This window comes from Salinarimonas sp., assembly GCF_040111675.1.
GTDB lineage: Bacteria > Pseudomonadota > Alphaproteobacteria > Rhizobiales > Beijerinckiaceae > Salinarimonas.
Map to the genome: position 1 here is coordinate 3,467,144 of NZ_CP157794.1, position 26,392 is coordinate 3,493,535.

At 69.6% G+C, this 26,392-nt stretch carries 27 protein-coding genes and 3 tRNA genes; 7 read left to right on the top strand and 23 right to left on the bottom strand.

The genetic code is table 11. From position 1 onward, the window contains the following. Positions 1 to 86: 86 nt before the first annotated feature. The gene (locus tag ABL310_RS15960; protein WP_349367997.1) at positions 87 to 2,438 is read left to right on the top strand and encodes a bifunctional salicylyl-CoA 5-hydroxylase/oxidoreductase; all 2,352 of its coding nucleotides are present in this window, start codon (positions 87 to 89) and stop codon (positions 2,436 to 2,438) included. Between the two features lie 88 nt (positions 2,439 to 2,526). Here the strand turns inward: ABL310_RS15960 and ABL310_RS15965 are convergent, their stop codons facing one another. Beyond that, positions 2,527 to 3,048, bottom strand: coding sequence for a MarR family transcriptional regulator (locus tag ABL310_RS15965; RefSeq protein ID WP_349367998.1), 522 nt, complete (start codon positions 3,046 to 3,048; stop codon positions 2,527 to 2,529). Between the two features lie 82 nt (positions 3,049 to 3,130). On the opposite strand from ABL310_RS15965, the gene ABL310_RS15970 reads away from it, so the two are divergent. After that, positions 3,131 to 4,018 (top strand): EamA family transporter, encoded by an 888-nt coding sequence (locus ABL310_RS15970; protein ID WP_349367999.1) that lies wholly within the window; start codon positions 3,131 to 3,133, stop codon positions 4,016 to 4,018. Between the two features lie 57 nt (positions 4,019 to 4,075). On the opposite strand, the gene ABL310_RS15975 is transcribed toward ABL310_RS15970, so the two are convergent. The 3 genes from ABL310_RS15975 to ABL310_RS15985 form a co-directional block, all read right to left on the bottom strand. Beyond that, a complete protein-coding gene (locus tag ABL310_RS15975) occupies positions 4,076 to 5,317 on the bottom strand; it encodes a flavin-dependent oxidoreductase (RefSeq protein WP_349368000.1) in 1,242 nt (413 codons plus the stop codon). A gap of 109 nt (positions 5,318 to 5,426) precedes the next feature. After that, positions 5,427 to 5,500 (bottom strand) — tRNA-Gly (locus tag ABL310_RS15980). Between the two features lie 31 nt (positions 5,501 to 5,531). Beyond that, a tRNA-Tyr gene (locus tag ABL310_RS15985) sits at positions 5,532 to 5,617 on the bottom strand. A gap of 209 nt (positions 5,618 to 5,826) precedes the next feature. Between ABL310_RS15985 and rlmB the strand changes: the two genes are divergently transcribed. After that, positions 5,827 to 6,645, top strand: a complete 819-nt coding sequence (gene rlmB, locus ABL310_RS15990; RefSeq protein WP_349368001.1) for a 23S rRNA (guanosine(2251)-2'-O)-methyltransferase RlmB — start codon at positions 5,827 to 5,829, stop codon at positions 6,643 to 6,645. Positions 6,646 to 6,660: 15 nt separating this feature from the next. On the opposite strand, the gene ABL310_RS15995 is transcribed toward rlmB, so the two are convergent. After that, complete coding sequence (locus ABL310_RS15995; RefSeq protein ID WP_349368002.1) at positions 6,661 to 6,981, bottom strand: hypothetical protein; 321 nt, start codon at positions 6,979 to 6,981, stop codon at positions 6,661 to 6,663. Positions 6,982 to 7,088: 107 nt separating this feature from the next. Continuing rightward, positions 7,089 to 7,613: a DUF1465 family protein gene (locus tag ABL310_RS16000; RefSeq protein WP_349368003.1), complete on the bottom strand. Its 525-nt coding sequence runs from the start codon at positions 7,611 to 7,613 to the stop codon at positions 7,089 to 7,091. Positions 7,614 to 7,993: 380 nt separating this feature from the next. Here ABL310_RS16000 and ABL310_RS16005 point away from each other — a divergent pair, with 380 nt between their 5' ends. Then, complete coding sequence (locus tag ABL310_RS16005) at positions 7,994 to 8,629, top strand: DUF433 domain-containing protein (RefSeq protein WP_349368004.1); 636 nt, start codon at positions 7,994 to 7,996, stop codon at positions 8,627 to 8,629. A 20-nt stretch (positions 8,630 to 8,649) separates the two neighbouring features. Continuing rightward, the gene (locus tag ABL310_RS16010; protein ID WP_349368005.1) at positions 8,650 to 9,030 is read left to right on the top strand and encodes a DUF5615 family PIN-like protein; all 381 of its coding nucleotides are present in this window, start codon (positions 8,650 to 8,652) and stop codon (positions 9,028 to 9,030) included. A 203-nt stretch (positions 9,031 to 9,233) separates the two neighbouring features. On the opposite strand, the gene ABL310_RS16015 is transcribed toward ABL310_RS16010, so the two are convergent. Next, positions 9,234 to 9,440: a DUF1192 domain-containing protein gene (locus tag ABL310_RS16015; protein ID WP_349368006.1), complete on the bottom strand. Its 207-nt coding sequence runs from the start codon at positions 9,438 to 9,440 to the stop codon at positions 9,234 to 9,236. A 167-nt stretch (positions 9,441 to 9,607) separates the two neighbouring features. On the opposite strand from ABL310_RS16015, the gene ABL310_RS16020 reads away from it, so the two are divergent. After that, positions 9,608 to 10,618, top strand: a complete 1,011-nt coding sequence (locus ABL310_RS16020) for an NAD(P)H-quinone oxidoreductase (protein ID WP_349368007.1) — start codon at positions 9,608 to 9,610, stop codon at positions 10,616 to 10,618. 280 nt (positions 10,619 to 10,898) lie between these two features. Then, entirely contained in the window at positions 10,899 to 11,615 is a 717-nt protein-coding gene (locus ABL310_RS16025) for a cell cycle transcriptional regulator TrcR (protein WP_349372075.1), read from the top strand. Between the two features lie 78 nt (positions 11,616 to 11,693). Here ABL310_RS16025 and ABL310_RS16030 read toward each other — a convergent pair whose 3' ends face one another. The 16 genes from ABL310_RS16030 to ABL310_RS16105 all read right to left on the bottom strand — a co-directional run bounded on the left by ABL310_RS16030 (position 11,694) and on the right by ABL310_RS16105 (position 26,113). After that, entirely contained in the window at positions 11,694 to 13,379 is a 1,686-nt protein-coding gene (locus tag ABL310_RS16030; protein ID WP_349368008.1) for a lysine--tRNA ligase, read from the bottom strand. Positions 13,380 to 13,485: 106 nt separating this feature from the next. Then, positions 13,486 to 14,742, bottom strand: coding sequence for a hypothetical protein (locus tag ABL310_RS16035; RefSeq protein WP_349368009.1), 1,257 nt, complete (start codon positions 14,740 to 14,742; stop codon positions 13,486 to 13,488). Positions 14,743 to 14,752: 10 nt separating this feature from the next. After that, complete coding sequence (locus tag ABL310_RS16040) at positions 14,753 to 15,931, bottom strand: glycosyltransferase (protein ID WP_349368010.1); 1,179 nt, start codon at positions 15,929 to 15,931, stop codon at positions 14,753 to 14,755. Between the two features lie 279 nt (positions 15,932 to 16,210). Then, on the bottom strand, positions 16,211 to 16,681 hold the full coding sequence (locus ABL310_RS16045) for a helix-turn-helix transcriptional regulator (RefSeq protein WP_349368011.1): 471 nt from the start codon (positions 16,679 to 16,681) through the stop codon (positions 16,211 to 16,213). Positions 16,682 to 17,324: 643 nt separating this feature from the next. Beyond that, positions 17,325 to 17,402, bottom strand: a tRNA-Pro gene (locus ABL310_RS16050). Between the two features lie 74 nt (positions 17,403 to 17,476). Further along, positions 17,477 to 17,974 carry a MerR family transcriptional regulator gene (locus tag ABL310_RS16055; RefSeq protein WP_349368012.1) on the bottom strand — a complete coding sequence of 166 codons (498 nt, stop codon included), beginning with the start codon at positions 17,972 to 17,974 and terminating at the stop codon, positions 17,477 to 17,479. A gap of 46 nt (positions 17,975 to 18,020) precedes the next feature. Beyond that, positions 18,021 to 18,335 carry an integration host factor subunit alpha gene (locus ABL310_RS16060; RefSeq protein ID WP_349368013.1) on the bottom strand — a complete coding sequence of 105 codons (315 nt, stop codon included), beginning with the start codon at positions 18,333 to 18,335 and terminating at the stop codon, positions 18,021 to 18,023. A gap of 93 nt (positions 18,336 to 18,428) precedes the next feature. Further along, complete coding sequence (locus ABL310_RS16065) at positions 18,429 to 19,406, bottom strand: beta-ketoacyl-ACP synthase III (protein WP_349368014.1); 978 nt, start codon at positions 19,404 to 19,406, stop codon at positions 18,429 to 18,431. Positions 19,407 to 19,416: 10 nt separating this feature from the next. Then, positions 19,417 to 20,451, bottom strand: a complete 1,035-nt coding sequence (plsX, locus tag ABL310_RS16070) for a phosphate acyltransferase PlsX (RefSeq protein WP_349368015.1) — start codon at positions 20,449 to 20,451, stop codon at positions 19,417 to 19,419. A gap of 108 nt (positions 20,452 to 20,559) precedes the next feature. Next, the gene (locus ABL310_RS16075; protein ID WP_349368016.1) at positions 20,560 to 20,883 is read right to left on the bottom strand and encodes a type II toxin-antitoxin system RelE/ParE family toxin; all 324 of its coding nucleotides are present in this window, start codon (positions 20,881 to 20,883) and stop codon (positions 20,560 to 20,562) included. A gap of 11 nt (positions 20,884 to 20,894) precedes the next feature. Continuing rightward, positions 20,895 to 21,161, bottom strand: a complete 267-nt coding sequence (locus ABL310_RS16080) for a hypothetical protein (RefSeq protein ID WP_349368017.1) — start codon at positions 21,159 to 21,161, stop codon at positions 20,895 to 20,897. Between the two features lie 66 nt (positions 21,162 to 21,227). Continuing rightward, positions 21,228 to 22,391 (bottom strand): tRNA guanosine(34) transglycosylase Tgt, encoded by a 1,164-nt coding sequence (tgt, locus tag ABL310_RS16085; RefSeq protein ID WP_349368018.1) that lies wholly within the window; start codon positions 22,389 to 22,391, stop codon positions 21,228 to 21,230. Further along, complete coding sequence (locus ABL310_RS16090; RefSeq protein WP_349368019.1) at positions 22,388 to 22,981, bottom strand: hypothetical protein; 594 nt, start codon at positions 22,979 to 22,981, stop codon at positions 22,388 to 22,390. Before ABL310_RS16090 ends, tgt begins: the two co-directional genes overlap by 4 nt. Before the next feature lie 18 nt (positions 22,982 to 22,999). Then, a complete protein-coding gene (locus tag ABL310_RS16095; protein WP_349368020.1) occupies positions 23,000 to 23,581 on the bottom strand; it encodes a hypothetical protein in 582 nt (193 codons plus the stop codon). After that, positions 23,581 to 24,675, bottom strand: coding sequence for a tRNA preQ1(34) S-adenosylmethionine ribosyltransferase-isomerase QueA (queA, locus tag ABL310_RS16100; RefSeq protein ID WP_349368021.1), 1,095 nt, complete (start codon positions 24,673 to 24,675; stop codon positions 23,581 to 23,583). The genes ABL310_RS16095 and queA overlap by 1 nt, the downstream gene beginning before the upstream one ends. 109 nt (positions 24,676 to 24,784) lie before the next feature. Further along, positions 24,785 to 26,113, bottom strand: coding sequence for an outer membrane protein transport protein (locus ABL310_RS16105; RefSeq protein ID WP_349368022.1), 1,329 nt, complete (start codon positions 26,111 to 26,113; stop codon positions 24,785 to 24,787). Positions 26,114 to 26,392 lie beyond the last annotated feature (279 nt).

A 26,392-nucleotide genomic window follows, 5' to 3' on the forward strand; every position in this document is an offset into this window, starting at 1 on the left:
CGACGTACGGTCCGGGGGAACCCGGGTTGCGGGCCGAATTATTTTAAGCTTAAATCATTTCCGCCGACAGAAGCGGAGAGCGCGCAATGAAGATCGCCATCATCGGGGGAGGCCCCGCCGGCCTCTATTTCGCGATCCTGATGAAGAAGCAGGACCCCGCGCACGAGATCACCGTCTACGAGCGCAACCGGCCGGACGACACGTTCGGATTCGGCGTGGTCTTCTCGGATGCGACGCTCGATACGTTCGAGCGCTACGACGAGCCGAGCTACCGTCGCATCACCCAGGAATTCGCCTACTGGGACGACATCGCCATCCATTTCAAGGGCGACGTCCATCGCGTCGGCGGCAACGGCTTCTGCGGCTGCTCGCGCCGCACCTTGCTGCTGATCCTGCAGGACCGCGCCCGCGAGCTCGGCGTGGCGCTGGAGTTCGAGGTCGACATCGACGACGAGAGCCGTTTCGCGGACGCCGACCTGATCGTCGCCTCGGACGGCATCAACTCGCGCATTCGCGAGAAGCATGTCGAGCATTTCGCGCCCAAGGTGGACCTTCGCCCGAACAAGTTCGCCTGGATGGGCTCGACCAGGCCGCTCGACGCCTTCACCTTCGTCTTCCGCGACACCGAGTGGGGCCCCTTCATCGCCCACGCCTACCAGTACGAGAAGGGCCGCTCGACCTGGGTCTTCGAGACCGACCCGGAGACCTTCGAGCGCGCCGGCATCGCCTCGATGACGGAGCAGGAATCCGCCGACCTGATGGTGCGGATCTTCCCCGACTTCCTCGCCGAGCATGGCGTCATCACCAATCGCTCGCTGTGGCGCAACTTCCCCATGATCCGCAACACGCGCTGGGTGAAGGACAACATCGTGCTGCTCGGCGACGCCAAGTCGACGGCGCATTTCTCCATCGGCTCGGGCACCAAGCTCGCCATGGAGGACGCGATCGCCCTCTACGAGAGCTTCAAGAAGAAGCGTGACGTGCCTGCCGCACTGGCCGATTTCGAGACCGGGCGCCGCGAGGAGACCGAGAAGACCCAGCACGCGGCGGACGTCTCGCTCGTCTGGTTCGAGCACGTCGCCCGGTTCTGGGACTTCGACCCGGTGAAGTTCTCCTTCGGCCTGATGACGCGCGCGAAGGCGATCACCTACGACAACCTGCGCCTTCGCGCTCCCGAGTTCGTGGAGCAGGTCGACCGGCTCTTCGCCAGCGAGGTGCGGGACCAGGGCTTCGACGTCGACGTCGAGAACCCGGCGGCGCCGATGTTCCAGCCGTTCCGGCTGCGCGACATGGTGGTGGCGAACCGCGCCGTGATGTCGCCGATGTGCATGTACTCGGCCAAGGACGGCATGCCGACCGACTTCCACCTCGTCCATTACGGCTCGCGCGCCATCGGCGGCCCGGGCCTGATGTTCACCGAGATGGTGGTGGTCTCGCCGGAGGCGCGCATCACCCACGGCTGCGCCGGCATCTGGACCGACGAGCAGGAGGCGGCCTGGACGCGCATCGTCGATTTCGTCCATGCCAACTCGCAGACGAAGATCTGCCTGCAGCTCGGCCATGCCGGGCGCAAGGGCGCGACCAAGCTGATGTGGGACGGCATCGACCGGCCCCTCGACGAGGGCGGCTGGGAGGTCTGCTCGGCCTCGCCGCTCCCCTACTTTCCCGACAGCGCCGTCCCGCGCGAGCTCGACCGGGCGGGGATGGACGAGGTCCGTGACGACTTCGTCGCCGCGGTGGAGCGGGCCGAGCGCGCGGGCTTCGACATGCTCGAGCTGCACTGCGCCCACGGCTACCTGCTCGCGAGCTTCCTCTCGCCGCTCACCAACAAGCGCACGGACGAATACGGCGGCTCGATCGAGAACCGCCTGCGCTTCCCGCTCGAGGTGTTCGAGGCCATGCGCGCCGCCTGGCCGGCGACGAAGCCGATGTCGGTACGCATCTCCGCCACGGACTGGGCCGAGGGCGGCCTCACGCCGGAGGATTCGGTCGAGATCTCCCGCGCCTTCGCCCGCGCGGGAGTCGACCTGATCGACGTCTCGACCGGCCAGACCGTGCACGAGGCGAGGCCGATCTTCGGGCGCATGTTCCAGACGCCCTTCGCGGACCAGATCCGCAACGAGGCGCATGTCGCCACGATGTGCGTCGGCAACATCACCTCGGCGGACCAGGTGAACACCATCCTCGCCGCCGGCCGCGCGGACCTGGTGGCGCTCGGGCGCCCGCACCTGGTCGATCCGTTCTTCACCATGAAGGCCTCGGCCTGGTACGGCGCGAAGCAGTACTGCCCGCCGCAATACCTCCCCGGCCAGGACCAGATCTTCCGCAACGCCGTGCGCGACCGCGCCGACATGGACGACCTGAAGATCCGCGCCAAGCCGAAGACCCGCGCGGAGCTGAAGGCGGAAGCGGAGGGGGTGAAGCAGGCGGCTGAGTAAGGCCGAACGAGGCGCGTCGCGCCGGCGTCGATTCGAGCCGGACGCGGAAGACGAGACCTCCGCTCGCCTTCCGCGCAACGCGTTCGCTTCACCGAGAATCCTGCCGCTCGTCCGGCCGCTCGAGCCGCGCCAGCGCCGCGGCGAGAGCGGCCTCGAGCGCGTTGCGCTCCTGTGGCGCCAGCGGTGCGACGAGCCGCGCCTGCGTCTCCACGTGAGCGGCGACCGCCTCGTCCACCAGCGCGCGGCCGGCCTCGGTGAGCGCGACGAGGGTGCTGCGCCGATCCCGAGGGTTCGGCACGCGCGCGACGAGCCCCGCCTTCTCCAGCTGGTCGATCCGGTTCGTCGCCGTCCCGGACGTGATCATCATCGCGTCGATCAGCCGCGACGGCGTCAGCGCGTGGGGCGGGCCCGCGCGCCGCAGGGTCGCGAGCACGTCGAAGGTCGCGCCGTTGAGCCCGAAGCGGGCGAAGGTCCGCTCCTGCTCGGCCTGGATCAACCGCGCGAGACGCGACAGGCGGCCGATCAGGCCCATCGGCGCGACGTCGAGGTCGGGACGCTCGCGACGCCACTGCGCCAGGATGCGAGCGACGGGGTCGGGCTTGCTCTGCATGACGAGGATCTCCAGACGAGAATTATCTTGACGTCAAGACAAAACTGACATATCTCGACGTCGAGATAAATCGGAGGTCCTCATGAGCGCCCGCACCGACATCCTCGTGACGGCCCTCGCGCCGGCGGTCTGGGGGAGCACCTATCTCGTCACCACAGAGCTCCTGCCCCACGGCTATCCGATCACCGTGGCGATGCTGCGCGCGCTTCCGGCGGGGTTGCTGCTGCTGCTGGTCGTCCGCCGCTTGCCGGAGGGCGCCTGGTGGGGGCGCGTCCTCGTCCTCGGGGCCCTCAACTTCTCGGTCTTCTGGGTCCTGCTCTTCGTCGCGGCCTACCGTCTGCCGGGAGGCGTCGCGGCGACCGTGGGCGCCGTCCAGCCGCTGGTGGTGATCGCGCTCGCCCGCCTCCTCATCGGGACGGCGATACGCCTCACGGCCGTGCTCGCGGCGGTCGCGGGCCTCGGCGGCGTCGCTCTCCTCGTCCTGACCCCGCAATCGGCGCTCGATCCGGTCGGCGTCGCGGCCGGGCTCGGGAGCGCCGCGTCGATGGCGGCCGGCACCGTGCTCATCCGATTGTGGCGCGCGCCGGTGCCGCCGCTGACGCTCACCGCCTGGCAGCTCGCGGCGGGCGGCCTCCTGCTCCTGCCCGTGGCGCTCGTGATGGAGCCCGCCCTGCCCGTGCCCAGCGCGGCGAATCTCGCCGGTTTCCTCTATCTCGGCCTGATCGGCGGAGCGGCGACCTATCTCGTCTGGTTCCGTGGCCTGTCGCGCCTCGAGCCGGGCGCCGTCGCGCCGCTCGGCCTGCTGAGCCCGGTCACGGCCGTGCTGCTCGGCTGGCTCGTGCTCGCCCAGGATCTCACGGCGCCGCAGCTCCTGGGCATGGGCCTCGTTCTCGGCAGCGTCGTCGCCGGCCAGCGGCTGCAGCACGCCCCCGCAGCCGCGCCAGCGCCCGCTCGGACCGCGGCGACCTGAGCGCGGCGGACGCGCACGGGCTCGGAAACCAGGCGCGTCGCGCTGAGGCGGCCTCGATCAAGCGGCCTTGGCCTGCTCGCGCGCGAAGCCGGCCTTCTGGGCGTATCCCTTCACGATCGCCTCGCGCTCGGCGTGTGAGAGCACGGCGTCGATGTCCTCGAAGCCGTCCGGCGCCACCGCCTCGACCGCGTCGATCACGCCCTCCGGGCCGCCGCGCCGGTTGGAGCGCACGATCTCGGCCGTCTTCGGCAGGCGCTCGGCCTCGTAGGCGCGAAGCGCCGCCATCGGGTGCTCGGCCCCGGCGAGCCGGTCCGCGAGGCAGCGCGCGTCGAGGATCGCCTGGCTCGCCCCGTTCGACCCGACCGGATACATCGGATGCGCGGCGTCGCCGAGCAGCGTGACGCGCCCGTGCGTCCAGGCCGGCAGCGGGTCGCGATCGCACATCGGATACTCGAAGAATTCCGGCGTCGCCTCGATCAGCGCCGGCACGTTGAGCTGGGGCATGCGGAAGCGCGCGACGTGCGGCATCAGCTCCTCGCGCCGGCCCGGACGCGACCAGTCCTCCTTGCGCGGCGGTGGCGAGGAGCCGTCGCCGAGCTTCACGGCCACCGCCCAGTTCATCAGCTTCAGCCCAGGCCGGTAGCCTTCCGCGATCGGGTAGACGACGAGCTTCTCCTTCATGCCGCCCGCCACGATCATCGAGCGACCGGTGAGGAAGGCCGGCCATTCGGTGGCGCCGCGCCAGAGCAGGATGCCGTTCCAGGAGGGTGGCCCCTCCTGCGGGAAGAGGCTCGCGCGCACGAAGGAGTGGATGCCGTCGGCGCCGATCAGCACGTCGCCGCGCGCGGTCTTCACGTGCCGGCCTTCGCGGTCGAAGAACCAGGCCGTGACGCCGCCCTCGTCCTGGGAGTAGGCGCCGAGCCGGCAGCCGGTGTGGATCGCGCCCGCGCCGAGGCGCTCCCTCACCGCCTCGTGGACGACCGTCTGCAAGCGTCCGCGGTGAATGGAGAATTGCGGCACGTCGAAGCCGGCCTCGATGCCGCGCGGCTCGCGCCAGATCTCCTGGCCGAAGCGGTTCGTGTAGATCAGCTCGTAGGTGCGCAGCCCCACCGCGTCCAGCCGCGGCAGGAGCCCGAGCTTCTTGAGCTCCTTGATGGCGTGGGGGAGCGTGTTGATGCCCACCCCGAGCTCGCGGATTTCCGACGATTGCTCGTAGATCTCCGCCTCGAGACCGCGATCCTTCAGCATCAGGGCGGCGGTGAGCCCCCCGATGCCGCCTCCGACGACGATGGCCTTCATCTCGCGCCTTCCCCTGTTACGCGACGTTATTGATCCGGCGATTAAAGCGCAGACCACGTCGCGAGTCCAAGGGCTCGGCGGCAGGCTCGAAAAAGGGGAAAACGCCCGCTGGAGCGGGTGAAGGGAATCGAACCCTCGTCATCAGCTTGGAAGGCTGCTGCTCTACCATTGAGCTACACCCGCTCGGGCGGGGCGGAGCTTAGCGCGTCGGAGATGGTGGGGGAAGTAGGACTCGAACCTACGAAGGCGTAAGCCAGCGGATTTACAGTCCGCCCCCTTTGCCGCTCGGGACATTCCCCCGGATCGCTCCGGCTGCTCGGGCTCGCGTCGGGTGTTCCGACGCCGCCGCCGTGGCGTGGGGGCTCTTATGGTGACCCGGCGCGAGCGTGTCAACGCCGAATTCCGGCTTCTCGCGCGAAATCCGCGCCTGCGCGCCGGCCCGCGGCCTTGACCCGGCCCGGCGCCGGGCGCATGCCTCGCGGACGATCCGAACGGGAGCGCGAGGCGCCGTGGCCGACGACGACGAGAAGAAGACCCGCAAGCGCACCGGCGCGCGCCGCGCCGTCCCGCACGGCCGCAATCGCGCCCGCGGCCCGCGGCCGCGCGGGCCGCGGCCCGACCTCGGCGACGTCGTCGTGCTCTACGGCTGGCATCCGGTGGCGGAGGCGCTGCGCAACGGAAAGCGCCGCATCCGCCGGCTCCTCGCCACCGAGAACGCCGCCCGCCGGCTCGCGGAGGAGCTTCCGGAGGTCGAGGCCGCGCCGCAGATCGTGCGCCCGGGCGAGATCGACGTGCTGCTCGAGCCCGACGCCGTGCACCAGGGCCTCTACGCCGAGGCCGATCCCCTCCCCGGCTACGAGCTCGACACGCTCCCCGACGACGCGCTGGTGCTCGCCCTCGATCAGATCACCGATCCGCACAACGTGGGCGCCATCGTGCGCACGGCCGCGGCCTTCGGCGTGACGGCGATCGTCACGACGGCGCGGCATTCGCCGATGGCGACGGGTGTGCTGGCGAAGTCGGCCTCGGGCGGGCTGGAGCACGTTCCCTTCGTCGTCGTGCGCAATCTCGGCGACGCGCTCGACCGGCTGGGCGAGCGGGGCTTCACCCGGATCGGGCTCGATTCGGAGGGGGACGCGACCTTCGAGGAGCTGGAGGCGCGCCGGCCGGCGCTCCTCGTGCTGGGGGCGGAAGGCAAGGGCCTGCGGGCCCGCACGCGGTCGCTGTGCGACGTGGTCGCCCGGCTCGACATGGCGGGGGCGATCAAGAGCCTCAACGTCTCGAACGCCGCCGCGATCGCGCTCTACGCGCTGACGCGGCGGCTTTGAGGCGGGGAAGCCCGCTTACGACGGATCCTCGATCACGTAGATCGCCGGCGGCTCCACCGGCGAGGGGCGGATGCCAGCCACCGTGGCGACGCCCGGCGTGACGATGAGCTCGCGCGGGGCGGGACGGCGCGGCGTCGCGACCACCGACGTCTGGCCGATGTCGACGATGGGCGCCTCGGTGGTCGAGGCGGCGACGAGCGCGTCGTCCTCCACGACCACGGTGTGGCTCTTGGCGGTGTGAACCTTGGACGCCTCCCAGGCGCACTGGGCGGCGGCCGGGCCGGCGGCGACGAGACCGAGCCCGACGAGGCTCGTGACGATGGCGGATGCACGCATGTCGACCTCTCCCTCTCTGTTATGGTGAACGAGAGGTTAACCCGGCTTCCCGCCGCTGTCGCCCGCAACCTTTCGCCGCACGGCCGCGCTCCGCGACGCGGCGGCGATCAGCCGCCGCCGAAGGCGGAGCGGATCAGCCATTGCTGCATGGCGACGGGGCTCTCGGGATAGGTCGGCTCCGCCGCCGCCTCCGAGAGGATGCCGTCGAGATGGACGATGCGGGCGTGCATGCGCACGCTCTGGCCGATGAGATCCTTCAGCCGCTCCGGCAGCGCCTCGGCGTCGAAGACCGGGCTGGCGCTCTCCTGGCGGGTGAGGCGCACGCGGGTCTTCTCCTTGAGCGCCTCCTCGGCCGTGATCTCGCCCTCGGCGACGGCGCGCTGGACGAGCAGCCAGGAGGCGATCTGCATGAGGCGCGTGGTGAGCCGCATGCTCTCGCTGGCGTAGGTCAGCGCCGCCTGGCGCGGCAGGGTGCGCGATTCCTCGCGCCCCTCCCCGTCGAGATAGGCCGCGGTGTCCTCGACGAGCGCCATCCCATCGCGGAACAGGGCGCGGAAGGCCTCGGAATGCACGAAGGTGCGCCCGAAATCGACCGGATCGCCGGCCTCCCGGAAGGTGATGTCCGCGTTCATGTGCCGCCTCCTCACGAACAATTTGGCTCGAATTGTGCCGGCGCGATACGGCGCGCGGCGTTCCCGAGTCGTTGGAGCAAACCTAGCGCCGAACGCGGACGCCCGCCGCGTTAGGATGCGGTTAACCTTAACGAGAGGAGAACGACATCGGATGCGGGCGGGAGAATGGCGGCTGCGGCAAGAGGTTGGCTCGTGGCAGGAGTTCCGGCGTCGTCGCCGGCTTGCATGGCAGCGCACCAGCTGCAACAATCCAGCACGGTTTCGATGCCGAGAATCACGGCCGCCTCTCCATGGTTGCGCGCCATTGAAACTTCGGATCGAGATCAGGCGGCGTCGCAGTTTCTTTTGGGGAACCGCCGCGACAACGACCGAGTCATTCGATGAGCGCGCATTCCACGGTGATCAGCGGCTTTACCGAGGAGCAGGTCACGCGATTGACCGGCGTGAGCCGGCGCCAGATGCGTTACTGGGCCGTCGACGGGTTCTTCCTCCCGAGCATCGATCTCTCCGCGACGGGGGTGGGCCTGCGGCTCTACAGCTTCCGCGATCTGGTCTGCCTCAAGGTGATCGCCGCGCTCAGGAACGAAGCGAAGGTGCCGCTCTCCGAGCTCCGGCGCGCGAAGGAGCGCCTGCGCCATCTCGGCGACGACCTCTGGGCGAAGACGACGCTCTTCGTGCTCGGCCGGCGCGTCGTCTTCAGGCACGACGGTAACGACGCGCTCGAGGAGGCGAGCACCGGACAGCGGGTGCTGGAGATCCCGCTGCGCGTGGTGACCGGCGATATGGAGCGCGCCGTGCGAAGCCTGCGCCGGCGCGAGAGCAGCGATGTCGGGCGCATCGAGCGCAAGCGCCACGTCGCGCAGAACCAGCCGGTCGTCGCCGGAACCCGAATTCCCGTCCGCGCCGTAAAGGATTTTCACGAGGCCGGCTACGCCGTCTCGGAAATCCGGGAGCAGTACCCCACCCTCACCGAGGAGGACGTCATCGCGGCTATCGGCTACGGCGAGGTCGCGTGACGGGAGCCCTGCGGATCTCCGTGCTTCTCGACGAGGGTGCGCCTGCGCTCGTCGCGCGGCCGTTCTCGGAGCGCGGCCATACCGTCATTCGTCACGGGGACGTCTGCTCCCCGGGTGCCCGGGACGCCGTGGTCGTGGCTCAGGCGCTGCTCAACAAGGCCGTCCTGATCGCGGTGGATCTCGACATGAAGCGCTTCGCACGCCGCTTCGGCGCCCCGCAGGACGGCGGCAGGTACAAGGAACTCCACCTCATCTCCGTCGGGTGCAAGGAGACGATGGCCGCGAAGCGGCTCGAGCAGGCCCTGTCGTTCATCGAGCACGAATGGGACTATGTTTGCCGCAAGCCGAGCCGCCGCATGTGGGTCGACATCGGCCCCCACCGCCTGACGACGTATCGCTGAGCATTCCGCCACCCCGCAAAAAAGAGCCGCCCGGGGGCGGCTCTGAAGTCGTCAACAGGGAGGCGTCAAACAGAGTGGACAGGAGCCACTCGCATCCAGAGAACTGGACACCTGCATTCATCAAGCAAAAAGCTTAATGACCGGTTAACGAAACGCAGCGCCTTCGCACGTCCTGGACGATTTCGGCACAAACGCCCGCGGCGTCACGTCGCGGGCTTGAAGAAGGCGTCCGCGGCCGACTTCGAATCCTGCTTCTTCGCCTTCGCCTCCCGCAGCCGTCCGATCTCCTGCTCGAGCGCGTTGATCCGCTCGTCGAGCTCCTCGATGGACAGGTGGGCGAGGTCCTGCCCGATCACGTGCGTGTCGGGGCGGGGGCGCGGCAGCTCCTCGCCGAAGGGATCGATGGACATCTCGCGTCTCCTCCAGGCGGCGTGTGTCTCTCCGTCCCATGCTAGCGCGATCGGGCGCGCGAGGCCAACCGGGGCCGGGATCTCCGCCGCGGGAGGACGCCTTGCCAACGCGTCCGCGCGCGTGTCACCTCGCGGGTGATCCACACAGTCGCCGAGAGGAGCCCGCCATGCCCGACGCCAGCCCGATCCCGCAGACGATGCGCGCCGTGATCGCCGAGGGCGGCGGCGGGCCCGAGGTGCTGACCCTGGTCGAGCGCCCCGTGCCGACGCCCGGCCCCGGCGAGATCCTGGTGAAGGTCGCGGCGGCGGGCATCAACCGTCCCGACGTGATCCAGCGCGAGGGGAACTACCCCCCTCCCCCCGGCGCGCCGAACGTGCTCGGTCTCGAGATCGCCGGCACAGTCGTCGCGCGCGGCGCGGGCGCGACGCGCTACGCCGAGGGCGAGACGGTGATGGCGCTCGTGCCCGGCGGCGGCTACGCCGACTATTGCCTCGCGCACGAGGACAACACGCTGCCCGCGCCCACCGGGCTCTCGATGGTCGAGGCCGGCGCCATCCCGGAGACCTACTTCACGGTGTGGACCAACGTGTTCGACCGCGGCCGCCTCGCCGCGGGCGAGACGCTTCTCGTCCACGGCGGCTCGTCGGGCATCGGCACCACCGCGATCCAGCTGGCCAAGGCCTTCGGCGCGCGGGTGATCGTCACCGCCGGCACGGCGGAGAAATGCGCGCGCTGCCTCGAGCTCGGCGCCGATCGCGCCGTGAACTACAGACAAGAGGACTTCGTCGCCGCCGCCAAGGACTTCACCGGCGGGCGCGGCGTCGACTTGATCCTCGACATGGTCGGCGGCGACTACATCCCGCGCAATTACGAGGCCGCCGCGACGGAGGGCCGGATCGTGCAGATCGCCTTCCTGAAGAGCCCGAAGGTCGAGGTCGACTTCCGTCGCCTGATGCTGAAGCGCCTCACCCACACCGGCTCGACGCTGCGCCCGCGCAGCGTGGCGCAGAAGGCCGAGATCGCCGCCGCGCTCACCCGCGAGGTCGTGCCGCTCATCGGCCAGGGCCGCTGCAGGCCGGTGATCGATTCGACCTATCCGCTGGAGCAGGTGCGCGAGGCGCATGCGCGGATGGATTCGAGCGCGCATGTGGGGAAGATCGTGCTGGTCATGTCATGACGGGCGTGCGCACGCGCGAAGCCGTGGCGAGGATCGTCCCGCCCGGCCGCCCCCTCCCGCGCGCGCCGCGATAGCGCCCCCGCCCCGGCGCATCCTCGTTGCGCGCCGGGCGCGAAGCGCCTATATTCCACCCGTCCCCTTACAATCGGGTACGTCGTCGCTCCGGCCGCAGCCGGGTCGGAGCACGGAGAAGGTTTGCCGCGCGCCGGCGCATCGCGAGAGATCCGCGGTCCCGCGCTCGTTTCCAGGAGGAAGTCCCGTGTCCGCTGCCGTTCCACTGATGCCGAAGGCGACCGCCGTCTGGCTCGTCGAGAACACGTCGCTGACGTTCGATCAGATCGCCGACTTCTGCAAGCTCCACCCCCTCGAGGTGAAGGGCATCGCCGACGGCGAGGTGGCGGCCGGGATCAAGGGCGCGAACCCGATCTCCACGGGCCAGCTCACCCACGAGGAGATCGAGAAGGCGCAGAAGGACCCGAACCATCGGCTCAAGATCGCGCCTCCGAAGGTCCGCCTGCCCGAGATCAAGACCAAGCGCGGCCCGCGCTACACCCCGGTCTCGCGCCGGCAGGACCGGCCGAACGCGATCCTCTGGCTCCTGCGCAACCATCCGGAGCTGAAGGACGCGCAGATCATGCGGCTCGTCGGCACCACCAAGACGACGATCCAGCAGATTCGCGACCGCACCCACTGGAACTCGGCCTCGCTCTCGCCGCTCGATCCCGTCACGCTCGGCCTGTGCTCGCAGATCGACCTCGACCTCGAGGTCCAGCGCGCCGCCAAGGACCGCCCGGCCGCGCCCGTCGGCGAGGGCGGCCAGACCCTGCTTCCGGCCGACGTCTCCACGAGCCCGGACTATCAGGCTCCCGAGGAGGAAGAGGAGTACGGCGGCTACGGCGCCCAGCGCCGCCGCGAGGAGGAGGAGCGCGCCGAGGCCGATTCGGTCTTCGCCAAGCTCAAGAGCCTCAAGGGACCGGAGGACGAGGAGGAGGAGTGATCCTCGGCCTCCCTCGATTCGGCGTGTCGACATCTCGAAAGGGCGGTCCCGCGGGGCCGCCCTTTTTCGTGTCCGCTCTCACCCCTCGCGCGCGGCGAGGAACGCCGCGTGCTCGCGCTCCAGCGCACCCGACAGCGCCTTCTCGATCAGCGCCCGCGTCTCCGCCACGCCGTAGAGCGCGACGAACGACCCGAAGCGGGGGCCGCGCTCCTCGCCGAGCAGCACCTGGTAGAGGGTCGAGAACCAGGTCTGGGAGACGCCCGGGCGCCCGTCCGGGCTCTTCGACTTGCCGGACGTGTCGGGGAAATGCGTGCGGCCGACCTCGTAGACCACGTCCTGCAGGGCGGCGGCGTCGGTCGAGCCCGCCATCGGCGCGAGCGCGCGGTCGAGGTCCTCGAGCGCGGCGCGCTCCTCGGGCGTCGGCGCGCGGTAGGTCTTCGCCGGGCGCACGAAGTCGCGGTAGTAGCGCACCGCGAGGTGGACGAGCCTGTCGAGCCGCGGATGCGTCTGCGGCGAGGCCGTGGGGGCGTAGCGGCGGATGAAGGCCCAGAGCAGCCCCGGCTCCTCGGCGTTCGCGACCGCGACGAGGTTGAGCAGCATGCCGAAGGTGATCTGCGCCGCCGGCGCGTTTCCGCCCTCGCTCTGCACCGTCTCCGGCTCCGGCGGAGCGCCGCCGTGGATGTGCCAGACCGGGTTGCCGAGCCGGTTCTTGTCGTCCTGGCGCTGGTAGCGCTCGAGGAACGAGAGATACTCGTCGACGTGCTTGGGGATGACGTCGAAGAACAGCCGCTTCGCCTCGCGCGGGCGGTTGTACATGTAGAGCGACAGGCTCTCCGGCGTGCCGTAGGTCAGCCACTCGTCGATGGTCAGGCCGTTGCCCTTGGACTTCGAGATCTTCTGGCCGTTCTGGTCGAGGAAGAGCTCGTAGTTGAAGCCCTCCGGCGGCTCGGCCCCGAGCGCCCGGGCGATGGCGCCGGAGACCTTCACCGAGTCGATCAGGTCCTTGCCGGCCATCTCGTAGTCGACGCCGAGCGCCACCCAGCGCATGGCCCAGTCGGGCTTCCATTGCAGCTTGGCGTGCCCGCCGGTCACCGGCGTCTCGTAGCGCGTGCCCGTCTCGGGGTCGCGCCAGACGATCGTGCCGGCGGCGACGTTGCGCTCCTCGGTCGGCACCTGCATGACGACGCCCGTCTCCGGGTGGATCGGCAGGAAGGGCGAGTAGGTCGCCCGCCGCTCCTCGCCGAGCGTTGGCAGCATGATGGCGAGCACCGCCTCGTAGCGCTCGAGCACGCGCAGCAGCGTCTCGTCGAAGCGGCCCGAGCGGTAGCACTCCGTCGAGGACAGGAAGGTGTAGTCGAAGCCGAAGGCGTCGAGGAAGGCGCGCAGGCGGGCGTTGTTGTGGTGGCCGAAGCTCTCGTGCGTGCCGAACGGGTCCGGCACCTTCGTCAGCGGCAGGCCGAGGGCGCCGCGCAGGAGCTCCTGGTTCGGCAGGTTGTCGGGCACCTTGCGCAGGCCGTCCATGTCGTCCGAGAAGGCGACGAGGCGCGTGTGGATCGCGTCGTCGGTCAGCGCGCGGAAGGCGTTGCGCACCATGGTCGTGCGCGCCACCTCGCCGAACGTGCCGATATGCGGCAGTCCGGACGGCCCGTATCCGGTCTCGAACACGACCTCTTTCTTGCCCGTACGCTCCAGGCGCGCGAGAAGCTTGCGCGCCTCCTCGAAGGGCCAGGCGTTGGCGGAGCCGAGGGCGTCCGGATCGATCATCGCGGTCGGGTTCCTTTTTCGAGCGAACGGGCTGGCTTACGCCCGCCCCGCGCGAAAGGTCAACAGGGGCGTGAGGGCGCGGGGGCGGTCGGGCGGAGACGAGGGCTCACGCCCCCCTCCCCCGCACCACCACCCACGCATACCACCCGAGCGCCCCCGCCGCCCCCACGGCATAGCCCACCGGCACGGCCGTCAGGCCGAGCGTCGGATAGACGGCGGCGCACGCGGCCGCCGCCACCGCCGTGTAGCCCACGCCGCCGGCGAGCAGCGCGCCCTTGGCGCCGATGGCATGGACGAGCGCGCCCGTCATCGCCATGGCGAAGACCAGCGCGTGGGCGAGGAAGAGGTCGCGCAGGAGGCTGGCATGGGGGACCATGTCCGAACCGAAGACGAGGGCGAGGATCGGGGCGCCGGCGAGGTGGAAGAAGGCGCCGCCGCCGAGGCCCAGCGCGAGGCCGGCGAGAAGCGCGAAGGCGAGCCAGATGGCCTTGCGGCGGCCCTCGGCGAGGGCGGGCGCGGCCTTCTGCAGGACGAGCTGCGCCATCGCCGCCTGGACGATGCCGGCGAGCACGACGAACTGGTAGCAGGCGACGACGGCGCCCGTGGCCTCGAGCCCGCCCATGCGCTCGACCACGAGCCGCACGGCGAAGGCGGAGGCCGCGGTCGCGGCGGCGGCCGCGCCGAAGACGACGCCCTTCTTCAGAACGCGCCCCGCGACCTCGGCGAAGGCCGGCGCCCCCGGCGCGCGGCTCGGCCGCGGCGGGGCGGCGCGGGTGAGGACGGCGAAGAGCCCGACGAAGGCGAGCGCCGTCGCCGCCGCGGTCGCCCCGAGCGCGCCGAGCGCATAGGCCGCGGCCGTCATCGCGGCGACGATCACGGCGAGCCGCACGGCCGCCTCGGCCAGGATGCGGCCGGTGCGCTCCGCGCGCTGCAGGTAGCCGATGCGGATGTCGAAGACGGCCTCGAAGAACTTCACCACGAAGACGAGCGCCGCCGCTCCGAGATAGGGCCAGGCCTCGGCGTTCGCGGCGAGGAGGAGGCCGAGCGGCGCGAGCACGAGGAGCGAGGCGCCGACGCGCAGGGCGAGCAGCGCGCGATACTCCTCCTCGGGATGCTGGCCGCGCAGGATCTCGGCGCGCAGGGCGAGATTGGTGAAGTAGAAGGCGAACACGATCAGCGCCTGGGCGAGGCCGGCCACGCCCGCGGCCTCGAGCCCGAAGGCGCGGGTGATCAGGACGAAGGCGGTCCAGCTGACGAGCGCGTTCAGCACCGCGGCGAGCGAGAGCGTCGCCGTGTGCGAGGCGAAGACGAGGGCGAGGCGCGTCCTGGCCGGCGCCGGCGCGGTGTCGGCCGTGTCCGCCATCGCGGTCTCCTCAGGCGTCGGCGCCGGCGACGGCGCGATAGAAGGCGAGGCGCTTGGGATGCACCACGTCGGCGACGTAGGCCTCGGCCACGGCGAGGCTCGCCGCGCTCAGGGCCCGATAGGCCTCGCCCTGGAGCGCGTGGGCGCGGCCGAGCGCGGCCGCCCAGGCCTCGGGCGTGTTGGGGCTGACGACGTGCTCGCCCTCGACGAGCTCGCGATTGCCGGGCAGGTCGCTCGCGTAGCAGACGAGCCCGCGCGCCGAGGCCTCGATGAGCGCCCGCGGCAGCCCTTCCTGGCGCGACGGCAGGACGAAGACGTCCGCCGCGTCGAGGCGCGCCATCAGCTCGTCGCCCCAGGAGGCGAAGCCGCCGAAGGCGATCCGGTCGGCGACGCCGTGCGCCTCGGCCATGGCCTCGAAGACGCGGCGGTTCTCGCCGTCGCCGACGAAATCGAGCGTGCAGGGTACGCCCGCCGCCTTCAGGAGCGCCACGGCGCGAATCATGATGTCCTGGCCCTTGATGTGCTTCTGCATGACGCCGACCTGCACGAGCCGTAGCGTGTCCGAATCGCGGCGCTCCCGCGGCTGCTGCCGCACGAAGGACCGCGGCAGGTTGAGCGTCGTGTAGTTCGTCGCGAGGGCGTCGCGCGCCGGCGGATAGGCGTCCTGCAGGGCCTTGGCGGTGACGTAGGACGACCAGCGCGCCTTGCGGCAGACGAGCTTCGTCAGCGCGACCATGACGAGCTTCAGCAGCACCCGGCCGCGGACGTTGTAGGAATTCTTCGAATAGGTCAGCGCCGGGTCGGCCATCACCTCGACCGCATAGGGCGTGCGGCGCGCGATCAGCATCAGGCCGAAGACGAGGGGAAAGAAGCCCGGGACGCGCAGGATCACGGCGTCCTCGGGCCCGATCTTGCGGGCGAGCCCGGCGACCTTGACGAGCTGGCGCAGGAAGAGGCCGATGTTCCGGGTATAGGCCAGCGACAGCATGGAGACCCCCGGCCCGTCGGCGCGCTCGGCCTTGGCATCCTCCTCCTCCTTCACGCGTGCGAGCACGCGTACGTCCTCGAAGACGTCGGCGTAGCGGAAGAGGAACTGCGTGTAGCCGAACCGCCGCGAGGCCGGATGCGGACCGTTGCGGACGAAGTCGCCGTCCATCACCAGCACGAGGCCGGGTCGTTGCGCGCTCATGAGCCCTCCGTTCGGGCGCCGCCGCGTCCCCTTTCGAGGCGCGGCGCGGCGAGACGCCCGCGAACCGTCGACGCGGCTTTCTACAGCGGAAGTCTTGCCATTCCCTTCAGGAGGCCCGAGTCGGGCGCGCGAGAAAAAAAGCCCGCCGACACGAGGTCGACGGGCTTCGAGGTGCTCTCGATGTACGCCCCCACAGGCGCACGGCCAACGATAGGCCGCAGTTCCGAATGGGGCAACGGCTTTCTTCGCATTTGTTAGAGCGACGCCTCGCCGCGCGGATCAGGCGCCGCCGCGGCTCGAAGGCCGGCGCACGCGCCGCACGAAGCTCGGACGCCGAACCCCGTCCGCGAGCGCCCCGGCGAGCTCGACGAACTTCCGGCGCACGGCCGTGTCGTCGATCGACAGGAAGGCTCGCACCAGCGCGCGCCCGTCGTCGGTCGCGAGCAGGCGCTGCGCGTCGAGCCCCACCTCGTAGGCCGCGCCGCTCTCGCGCAGGTGGGCGGGATACGGATCGAAGAACTCGCCGATCTCGCAACGCAAGGCGTTGGCGATGGCGTAGAGACGTCTCGCGCCGACACGGTCGGTCCCGTTCTCGTATTTCTGGACCTGCTGGTAAGACACGCCGATCTGTTGCGCGAGCATCTGCTGGTTCAGCCCGAGCTCGGCGCGACGCGCCTTCATTCGCCGGCCGATCTCGCGGTCGATCTCGGTCGGATGCTTCTTCGTGTCCACCTTCGGCTCATCACCCATCGTGGCTACTCCCCCGTGAGGCGCGACGCCGCGCACTGGCTTCCTCCGACGCGACGGGCGACCGAACGCCCGCGTGCGCCGTGCACGCTTTCAGACCCATCGGGCCCCGACCCGCGCTGGTACGGCGCGCGCAGGGGTGGATGCCGGGTTTCCGAAAACGTCTACGACAGCATTTGAAGCAGCAATCTTCGCGTGTCAAACTAAAAACGTGTACTTCGGTCTTTTTTCGACCCAGGAGTCTGTTTTGCGTGTATCCTGAAAGCACTCTCGCAAAAGTAGCAAGGCGATCACCGGCGCGTGCAGGGCCTCGCCCTCTGCGTCTCATCGGAGTCATGCCCACCATCACGATACTCCGCCCGATGGTATAGCCTGCCCGCGAAGATAGCTCGCCGACATCGATTTCCTTTGTACGCCGCTGACCTAGCGTTGATATAAACGATTACCGGTCGCAAACATCTATTTAATGGACGGGCCCGTAAGGCAAGTCCGGAATCGACCCGAATTCGCTGGCGTGGCGCCTATCGACAATTGGAGGCCGCTCGTCGCGGCCGCGCGCGCGAAACCGAATCAGCAGGCGTACGCGGAAAGCCGGACAGGCGCGAGACGGCCTCACCGGCGGACGCTCATCGATGTTGCGGAAAAATGGTCGGAGCGGCGGGATTTGAACCCACGACCCCTTGTCCCCCAGACAAGTGCGCTAACCGGGCTGCGCTACGCTCCGACGTGAGGAGGGAGATAGCCTCTCGCGCCGGCCGACGCAAGCCCGAACCGGCGCCCGCGCGCGGAAAAGCCCTCTCATCCGCCCTCGGCCGGCTCCCGGAGGGCGGAGAGGAGCCGCTCGCACTCGACGAGCTCGTCGAGGGCCCCGCGCAGCGCTCGTGCGGCGTCGTCGGAGAGGAGCGACAGGCGATCGTCGTCGTCGGCGCGATCCTTGGCGAAGGCGGCCTCCTCCGCCGTGTCCTCGCCGCGCTCGGCGTCCGTGCCTGCGCTCTCGCCGGTGAGGGAGGGCTCGACCTTGGCCTCGCCGCGGCCCACCGCCGCGACGAAGCGCACGCCCTGGCTCTTGAGCAGGCGCTGCACGCCCTTGATCGTGTAGCCCTCGCCGTAGAGCAGGTGGCGGATGCCGCGCAGGAGATCGACGTCCTCGGGCCGGTAGAAGCGCCGGCCGCCGCCGCGCTTGAGCGGCTTGATCTGGGCGAATTTCGTTTCCCAGAAGCGCAGGACGTGCTGGGGCAGGTCGAGATCGTCCGCGACCTCGCTGATCGTGCGGAAGGCCTGGGGTCCCTTGTCCATCACGCCCCTCCTTCGGGGTGGCGCGGCGCGCGGCGCCGATCGACGCTCAGTCCTCGCCGTCCTTCACCGTCTCGCCGTTGATGCGCGCCTTGAGCACGTTGGACGGCTTGAACACCATGACGCGCCGCGGCTCGATCGGCACCTCGACGCCGGTCTTCGGGTTGCGGCCGACGCGCTCGCCCTTCTCGCGCACCACGAACGAGCCGAAGGAGGACAGCTTCACCGTCTCCCCGCGCTCGAGGCAGTCGCAGATCTCGGCGAGGACCGATTCGACCAGCTCGGCCGATTCCGTGCGCGAGAGGCCGACGCGTTGGTACACCGCCTCGCACAGATCCGCGCGCGTCACCGTCCGTCCCGCCATGGCAAGCCCCCTCGTACCGCCGCATCGGCGCGCAAACGCTAGGCAATGGCGCGCCGTGAATCAACTCCGCACGGGGCCGAACCCCCGACACTCCTACCAACGGATGAGAGCAGATCCCCAGGTGAAGCCCCCGCCGATCGCCTCCAGCATGACGAGCTCGCCCTGCTTGATGCGCCCGTCCTTCACCGCGGCGTCGAGCGCGAGCGGAATCGAGGCGGCCGACGTGTTGCCGTGGCGGTCGACCGTGATCACCACCTTCTCCCGCGCGATGCCGAGCTTGTCGGCGGACGCGTCGATGATGCGCTTGTTGGCCTGATGGGGCACGAACCAGTCGAGCTCCTCCGCGGTCGTGCCGGTCGCCTCGAAGGCCGCCTCCACCACGTCGGTCACCATGCCGACGGCGAAGCGGAAGACCTCGCGGCCCTCCATGCGCAGATGGCCGGTGGTCTTGGTCGAGCCCGGCCCGCCGGAGACGTAGAGCTTCTCCTTGTAGCGGCCGTCGGAGCGCAGCTGCGTCGTCAGCACGCCGCGATCGGCGCTCGTGCCCGCGCCCTCCTGCGCCTCGAGCACGATCGCGCCGGCGCCGTCGCCGAAGAGCACGCAGGTGGTCCGGTCCGACCAATCGAGAATGCGCGAGAAGGTCTCCGCGCCCACGACCAGCGCGCGCCGGGCCGAACCCGTCGACAGGAACTTGTCCGCGATCGAGACGGCGTAGACGAAGCCCGTGCACACCGCCTGCACGTCGAAGGCCGCGCCGTGATGCATGCCGAGCCCGGCCTGGATCATGGTCGCCGTCGAGGGAAAGGTGTGATCGGGCGTCGAGGTGGCGCAGACGATGAGATCGATGTCGTCCGCCGTCATCCCCGCATCCGCGAGAGCCGCCTTCGCGGCGGCGATGCCCAGCACCGAGGTCGTCTCGTCCTCGGCGGCGATATGGCGCTGGCGGATGCCGGTGCGCTGGACGATCCACTCGTCCGTCGTCTCGACCACGCCTTCGAGCTCGGCGTTCGGCACCATCTTCGGGGGAAGGTAGGAGCCGCAGCCCCTCACGACGGAACGCAGCTTCGTCACGATCTCATCCTCACGCCGACGGAACCGCCGGCGTCTGGTCTAGCATGTCCCTGATGGTGCGCATCAGGTCGAAATGGGCCATGTCGTAAGCGATGTCGATCGCCGCGGCCACGGCCTTGGCGTCGGCGCCGCCATGGCTCTTGATCACGACGCCCTCGAGCCCGAGGAAGACGCCGCCGTTGGACCGGCTCGGGTCCATCTTCGCCTTGAGCGCGTCGAAGGCGCTCCTCGCGAAGAGATAACCGATCTTCGCCATCAGGGTTCGGCTCATCGCGCCGCGCAGGTATTCGCCGAGCTGCTTGGCCGTGCCCTCGGCGGTCTTGAGCGCGATGTTGCCGGTGAAGCCCTCGGTGACGACGACGTCCACCGTGCCCTTGCCGATGTCGTCGCCCTCGACGAAGCCGTGGTAGGCCATGCCCGGGAAGTCCGCCTCCCGCAGCATGCGCGAGGCCTCCTTCACGGCCTCGATGCCCTTGATCTCCTCGCGGCCCACGTTGAGCAGGCCCACCACCGGGCGCTCCACGTCGAAGACGATGCGCGCCATGGCCGCGCCGAGCACCGCGAGATTGACGTAGTGGCTCGCGTCCGCGCCGATCGAGGCGCCGACGTCGAGCACGATGGATTCGCCCTTCACGGTCGGCCAGATCGCGGCGATGGCCGGACGGTCCACCTGCGGCATGGTCTTGAGGCAGAACATCGCCATCGCCATCAGGGCGCCGGTATTGCCGGCCGAGACGCAGGCCTGGGCGTCGCCGTCGCGCACCGCCTGGAGCGCGAGCCACATGGAGGACTTGTAGCGACCGACCCGAAGCGCCTGGCTCGGCTTGTCGTCCATCTTCACCGAGACCGCGGCGTGGCGCAGCTCGGTCGCGTCCTTCAGCTTGGGATGGGCATCGAGAATAGGCCCGACCTGCGCCTCGTCGCCGACCATGACGAAGCGCATGTCCGGGTGCCGCTCCAGCGCGAGCGCGGCGCCGGGCACCACCACGGACGGGCCGTGGTCGCCGCCCATGGCGTCGAGCGAGATCCGGATCGTCTTGGTCATCGCGGCGTCGTGGCTTTCCTGGTTGCGTCGGAGGGCGAAAAGAGCCCGGAACATAGCGACCCGTTCGCCCGCCGCAACCGAAATCTCCTTGCGGGCGCGAGGACCGGGTCACCCGCTTGACAGATCGCCGTACGGCCGTTCGATGACGCGATCCTGCCAGTCTGCCCCGCCGTAGGAGATGTGGTGGATGAAAACCTCGCGTCGCTCGTCGAGGACGGTGAACACGATCACGCCCTCGTTCGAAGCCGGAATCGCGCGCAGGCCGGGCATCACCTCCGATCGGATCGATCCACGGTGCGGAACATGCCGGAGCCCCCGCGCGACTTTCCGCAGTTCCTCCACGATGCGAAACGCGGAATTCGGACCGGCATAATCGAGAAGCCGCAAGGCGATACCGCTCAGATCCTCCGCGACCTTCTCGTGGTACCGCACGCGATACGACTTCACTTCCGCGCAGCCTCGATCGCTGCAAAGGCCGGTCCGAAGACGTCTTCCTCGTCTACGTACTCGTCGAGCGGGGTCGCCGCCCGCTCCCGGATGAGCTCCGCATAGGCGGAGAGCCTGAGCCGACGCTCCTCCTCGGCACGCATCATCTCCTCGATCGCGGCCGCAACGCCGGCGCTCGCCGTCGCGAAAACACCGTTCTCGACCTGCTCCATCAGGAATCGATGGTGGCGCTCGGTAAAGCTCAACGTCGTCTTGACGGTCATCTCGCACTCCATCGGTATGATCATGTCATACCGCACCGCCCCGCGCGCGGCAAGCGACCGTGCGACCTACTCCACCGCCCCGCCGTCCCCGACCGGCTCCGCCCCATCGTCCGCCGCCCCCTTCGCCCAGCCCTCCTTGGTCTCGGCGACGAAATCCTCCAGCCGCTTCTCGCGGATGGCCCGGCGCAGCCCGGCCATCAGGTCCTGGTAGTAGGCGAGATTGTTCCAGGTGAGCAGCATCATCGCGAGAATCTCGTTCGAGCGCACGAGATGGTGCAGGTAGGCCCGTGAATAGGCGGTCGCCGCCTCGCATTTCGAGCCGGGATCGAGCGGACGCGGGTCCTCGGCGTACTTGGCGTTCTTCAGGTTGAGGCGGCCCGCGCGGGTGAAGGCCATCCCGTGGCGGCCGGCGCGGGTGGGCATCACGCAGTCGAACATGTCGACGCCCCGGCGCACGGCCTCGACGATGTCGTCGGGCGTGCCGACCCCCATCAGGTAGCGCGGCTTCGCCGCGGGCAGGTGCGGCTCCACCGTCTCGATCATCGCCAGCATGACGTCCTGCGGCTCGCCGACCGCGAGGCCGCCGATGGCGTAGCCCTTCAGGTCGAGCTGCACGAGCTCCTTCGCGCTCTCGACGCGAAGCGCCTCGTTCGCCCCGCCCTGGACGATGCCGAACATCGCCCGGCCCGGCTGCTCGCCGAAGGCGATCCGGCAGCGCTCGGCCCAGCGCAGGGAGAGGCGCATCGCCTTCTCGACGGCCTCGTCGGTGTTGGGCAGCTTCACGCACTCGTCGAGCTGCATCTGGATGTCGGAGCCGAGCAGGCCCTGGATCTCGATCGAGCGCTCCGGGGTCAGCCGGTGGGTCGATCCGTCGATGTGGGACTGGAAGGTGACGCCGTCCTGGTCGAGCTTGCGCAGCCCCGCGAGCGACATGACCTGGAAGCCGCCGGAATCGGTGAGGATCGGGTACGGCCAGTTCATGAAGGCATGCAGCCCGCCGAGCTTGGCGATACGCTCGGCGGTTGGGCGCAGCATCAGGTGATAGGTGTTGCCGAGCACGACGTCGGCGCCGAGCGCCTTCACCTGGTCGGGATACATCGCCTTCACGGTCGCGGCCGTTCCCACCGGCATGAAGGCCGGCGTGCGGATCACGCCGCGGGGCATGCGCACCTCGCCGGAGCGCGCGGCGCCGTCCTGGGCGGCGACGGTGAAGAGGAATTCCTCGCTCATGGCTGTCCTTTCGCCGTAGCGCGGCCGATGGCCGTCCGGCAGAGATGCGCCGGCAGGCGCGTCATCACGAAGATCGCGACCGGCAGGGCGGCCTCGGCCTCGCGCTCGAGGCGCCGCTCCCAGGCCTCGGTCCCGTCCTCCCGCGTCCGCGCCGGGACCGATGCGGCGATGTCCGCGCCGAGACTGCGCCGCGCCGCCACGATGCCGCGCAGCTTCGGCTGCAGAAAGCCGATCGGCGTATCGAGCTCGCGCAGGCGCTCGACCTTCTCCTCGAGCGAGCCGCGCCAGCGCCGCCCCACGACCCGGTGCATCAGCGTGAGATGGCGCTCGATCACGCTGCTGGCGAGGAGCACGCAGCTCATGTGCCGGCCCGACACGTAGGCCGAGACGAGCTCGCGATAGGCGGTGAGGTCGTAGGCGCCGAGCCCCGGCGGCGGCGGACCGATATGGCGCGCGACCCAGTCGGCGCGGCGCAGCACCGCCGCGTCGTCGCTCGCGTGGGAGACGAGCGCGTAGTCGAGATCGACGTCGCGGGGCGGCGGCGGCGCGGCGGGATGGCCGAAGAGGTCGGGCACAGCTTCAGCCGTCATAGAGGGCGTCTTGCAGCTTCACCGTTCACCTCCAAGCGCTTCGACCAGGGTCGCGAATTCCTTAGGAAGTCTGATCATGACATTGTACGCCAGCGTCACGGCGTCTCGCGCATCTCGTTCCAGCAGGAGTGCGACGTGCGTACGCTCGGCAACAGATCTCCGGAAAAGCCGGTAGGGGTGAAGCGCATCCTTCTGGTGAGAGAAGTTCACCCTCACTTTGTGGAGGTGAGAAATTTTAGGGAGAAGTGGCGAAATTGGGGTGTCGATCTTCTCAAGCGCCTTAATGATCTGCCCAAATCCTCCATTCTTGCGCACACCCCGTCTGAGTAAAATGTTATGCAGATGCCGCTCAAGTATAGAGTCTGCCAAAATAATGCATGAAACATACTGCCTCAATATGAAGCAATCGATAAGCTCATGCAACATCAAGGCATCTTCTTCATCCGTCAATATTCCTTCGTAGCTTGGCACGTGCCGCATCAGCCACTCACATCGGGAAATGCGGCCCTCGCGATCCGCATCACAAAGGGCGACAACATACTCGCCTTCTTGTGAGACTTGATCCGCAACAGGATGGCCAAAGAGGTCTGTCTGGACCATCACCTTGCCCCGTAGTGGCCAGTCTCGCCCTCGGCGCGGAACAGCAGGCTCGAATCGCCGAAGGAATAGAAGCGGTAGCCGGTCTCGATGGCGTGGCGGTAGGCCGCGCGCATGGTGTCGAGGCCGGAGAAGGCGGAGACCAGCATCATCAGGGTGGAGCGCGGCAGGTGGAAGTTCGTCATCAGCACGTCGACCGCGCGGAAGCGGTAGCCCGGCGTGATGAAGATGTCGGTATCGCCCGAGAAGGGCGGGATGGTCCCGTCCTCGCGAACCGCGCTCTCGAGCAGGCGCAGCGAGGTCGTGCCGACCGCGACGACGCGCCCGCCCCGGGCCCGGGCGGCGTTCAGCGCCTGCGCCGTCTCGGCGGTGATCGTGCCCCACTCGGAATGCATGCGGTGCTCGGTCGTGTCCTGCGCCTTCACCGGCAGGAAGGTGCCCGCGCCGACGTGGAGGGTGACGAAACGCGTGTCGATCCCACGCGCGGCGAGGCGGCGGAAGAGCGCGTCTGTGAAGTGGAGCCCGGCCGTGGGCGCGGCGACGGCCCCGGCCTCTCGGGCGTAGATCGTCTGGTAGTCCGCGAGGTCCCGCTCGTCGGCGGCGCGTCGGCCGGCGATGTAGGGCGGCAGCGGCATCTCGCCGATGCGGGCGACGGCGAGGTCGAGATCGGGGCCGGCGAGGGCGAAGTCGAGCGCGACCTCGCCGCCCTCCCCTTTCTCCGCGACGATCGCCTCGAGCATGCCGTACTCGGACGCCGCGTCGCCGAAGACCAGCGGATCGCCGACGACGAGCTTCTTCGCCGGACGGGCGAAGGCCCGCCAGCGCCGGCCGCCCTCGCGCTTGTGCAGCAGGATCTCGACCCCGGCCACCGCCTCGCCGCGCCGACGGCGGGCGTGGAGGCGCGCCGGGATGACCTTGGTGTCGTTGAGGACGAGGACGTCGCCGGGGCGCAGGATTTCGGGGAGGTCCCGCACGACGCGATCCTCCAGGCCCTCGCCGGGACGGACGACCAGGAGCCGCGCGGAGTCGCGCGGCTCGGCCGGGCGCAGGGCGATGCGATCGTCCGGCAGCTCGAAGTCGAATTCGTCGACGCGCATGGCCCCTCCTCGACAGGCGGCGACTTGTGCCGCCGCACGCCCGCGCGGTCAAGCGCGGGCGTGGTCGAGGGCGGGCTTGGTCGCGCGCGGACGTCGCCCGGGTCGCACGTCAGGGCTTGAAGACGCCCTGCGTCGGCGCCGGGCTCGACGGACGGTCCCAGCGATAGGTCAGCGAGACGGACACGATGTCGATGGAGGGCTCGGCCACTGCGCGGTAGGTGACCGGGACCGCCGGATCGAAGGACGGATTGCCCGACGTCGCCGAGAGGTCGATCGGCGCGTCCTTCACGAAGAGATGCGAGTAGGAGGCGTCGATCCGAAGCTGCGGCGTGGCCTGGAAGCCGACACCAGCGGACACCCAGAGACGGTCGTTGTCGGAGATGATGACGTTGCGCACACGATCGGAGACGGCCGACCACTCGTAGGCGAGGCCCGCACGAAGCGTCAGCCTGTCGTTCCAGGCGTACTCGGCGCCGGCGGCGATGTAGATGCTGTCGTCGTACTCGAAGTTCAGCGTCGTCGCCGTGATCGGGGTGCCGGTGACGTTCACCGGGATGTTGTCGAAGACGCTCCAGTTCGTCCACTCGCCGCCGAGGTGGACGGTCCAGCGATCGTTCAGGACCTGCGAGTAGCCGACCGTGATCGAATCCGGCAGGTGCAGGCGCGCGTTGATCGGCAGCGTCGGCTGGCCCGGCCGCGCGAGCGAGCCCTCGAGGTCGTGCTCGAAGGCCGAGCGATAGCCGACACCGATCGTCGCACCCTCCCAGGGGGTGAGCACGGCGCCGACGCGGAAGCCGACGGCGAGATCGTCGCCCTCCAGGATGACCGGCGGCGCGCCGGCCTGGACGCCGGAGGCGCGCTTGAGGGAGATGTCGAGATACTGGATCTGCACGGCGGCGCCGAGCGCCAGCCAGTCGTTGACGCGCCAGCCGATCGTCGGTGCGAAGTTGAGCGTCCGAACCGACGCGGAGCGGTTGTAGACCTGCCCGAGATAGTCCTGGCTCTCCGGCTTCGAGGAAAGCCCGTAGGGCGCGCCCGTCGACCAGCCGAGGGTCAGGTCGCCGACCGTGAAGTTCGTGTAGGAGGCCGGAACGAAGGCGCCGTTGCCGCCGATGTTGCCCGTGCCGGCGACGACGCCGGGCAAGAGCGGCAGAGGCGCGAGCGTGACCGGATCCGTCACCTCGTACTCCGCCCGCGGCAGGATGTAGGTCGCGTTCAGCTGGCTGTTGCGACCCGGGAAGAGCGTGATCGTCGCCGGGTTCCACGCCATGGCGCCGAGCCCGATGCCGCCGGAGGCCGCGCCGGCGAACGCCATGCCGAGGCCCTGGGCGCTCTGGCCGGAGCGCAGCGAGAAGGAGCTCGCCTCGGCGGAGCCGGCCGCGCCCAGCGCGACGGCGGAGACGGAGGCGAGGACGAGGGCCTGTCGAAGGAAGGACATGGGCGTTTCCCGGATGTGTTCTGGCATGTCGATTCGTCGTTCACACGTGAACCATCTTTCCAGGACCGACGGCCGCTTGCAACCAAAAGGACCGAGTCGCGCTGCGACGGCAGCGGGCGCGGGGCGCGCCGCGGCCGCTGCCTCGCATGACGGGTTTTCTCATGTCCTGTAGAGGCTTGGTTCGGACCCTGTCCAAAAATTCCTGGACGCCTGCGGGCTTTGCTCGCGCATGCGACCCCTCGAGGGGCAATACAATTTATACGTCTGTTGCGCGCCGGC

Excerpts from the sequence above, each read along its gene's own strand:
- ABL310_RS16105 (WP_349368022.1), bottom strand. The coding sequence starts at position 26,113 with ATGTCCTTCCTTCGACAGGCCCTCGTCCTCGCCTCCGTCTCCGCCGTC.
- ABL310_RS16055 (WP_349368012.1), bottom strand. The coding sequence starts at position 17,974 with ATGGACAAGGGACCCCAGGCCTTCCGCACGATCAGCGAGGTCGCGGAC.
- ABL310_RS16040 (WP_349368010.1), bottom strand. The coding sequence starts at position 15,931 with ATGAGCGCGCAACGACCCGGCCTCGTGCTGGTGATGGACGGCGACTTC.
- queA (WP_349368021.1), bottom strand. The coding sequence starts at position 24,675 with ATGCGCGTCGACGAATTCGACTTCGAGCTGCCGGACGATCGCATCGCC.
- ABL310_RS16020 (WP_349368007.1), top strand. The coding sequence starts at position 9,608 with ATGCCCGACGCCAGCCCGATCCCGCAGACGATGCGCGCCGTGATCGCC.
- ABL310_RS16000 (WP_349368003.1), bottom strand. The coding sequence starts at position 7,613 with ATGAACGCGGACATCACCTTCCGGGAGGCCGGCGATCCGGTCGATTTC.
- ABL310_RS16090 (WP_349368019.1), bottom strand. The coding sequence starts at position 22,981 with ATGACGGCTGAAGCTGTGCCCGACCTCTTCGGCCATCCCGCCGCGCCG.
- ABL310_RS16025 (WP_349372075.1), top strand. The coding sequence starts at position 10,899 with ATGCCGAAGGCGACCGCCGTCTGGCTCGTCGAGAACACGTCGCTGACG.
- ABL310_RS15975 (WP_349368000.1), bottom strand. The coding sequence starts at position 5,317 with ATGAAGGCCATCGTCGTCGGAGGCGGCATCGGGGGGCTCACCGCCGCC.
- tgt (WP_349368018.1), bottom strand. The coding sequence starts at position 22,391 with ATGAGCGAGGAATTCCTCTTCACCGTCGCCGCCCAGGACGGCGCCGCG.
- ABL310_RS16015 (WP_349368006.1), bottom strand. The coding sequence starts at position 9,440 with ATGTCCATCGATCCCTTCGGCGAGGAGCTGCCGCGCCCCCGCCCCGAC.
- ABL310_RS16060 (WP_349368013.1), bottom strand. The coding sequence starts at position 18,335 with ATGGCGGGACGGACGGTGACGCGCGCGGATCTGTGCGAGGCGGTGTAC.
- ABL310_RS16030 (WP_349368008.1), bottom strand. The coding sequence starts at position 13,379 with ATGATCGATCCGGACGCCCTCGGCTCCGCCAACGCCTGGCCCTTCGAG.
- ABL310_RS15965 (WP_349367998.1), bottom strand. The coding sequence starts at position 3,048 with ATGCAGAGCAAGCCCGACCCCGTCGCTCGCATCCTGGCGCAGTGGCGT.
- ABL310_RS16095 (WP_349368020.1), bottom strand. The coding sequence starts at position 23,581 with ATGGTCCAGACAGACCTCTTTGGCCATCCTGTTGCGGATCAAGTCTCA.
- ABL310_RS15960 (WP_349367997.1), top strand. The coding sequence starts at position 87 with ATGAAGATCGCCATCATCGGGGGAGGCCCCGCCGGCCTCTATTTCGCG.
- ABL310_RS16080 (WP_349368017.1), bottom strand. The coding sequence starts at position 21,161 with ATGACCGTCAAGACGACGTTGAGCTTTACCGAGCGCCACCATCGATTC.
- ABL310_RS16005 (WP_349368004.1), top strand. The coding sequence starts at position 7,994 with ATGAGCGCGCATTCCACGGTGATCAGCGGCTTTACCGAGGAGCAGGTC.
- ABL310_RS15970 (WP_349367999.1), top strand. The coding sequence starts at position 3,131 with ATGAGCGCCCGCACCGACATCCTCGTGACGGCCCTCGCGCCGGCGGTC.
- ABL310_RS16045 (WP_349368011.1), bottom strand. The coding sequence starts at position 16,681 with ATGGGTGATGAGCCGAAGGTGGACACGAAGAAGCATCCGACCGAGATC.
- ABL310_RS15995 (WP_349368002.1), bottom strand. The coding sequence starts at position 6,981 with ATGCGTGCATCCGCCATCGTCACGAGCCTCGTCGGGCTCGGTCTCGTC.
- plsX (WP_349368015.1), bottom strand. The coding sequence starts at position 20,451 with ATGACCAAGACGATCCGGATCTCGCTCGACGCCATGGGCGGCGACCAC.
- ABL310_RS16035 (WP_349368009.1), bottom strand. The coding sequence starts at position 14,742 with ATGGCGGACACGGCCGACACCGCGCCGGCGCCGGCCAGGACGCGCCTC.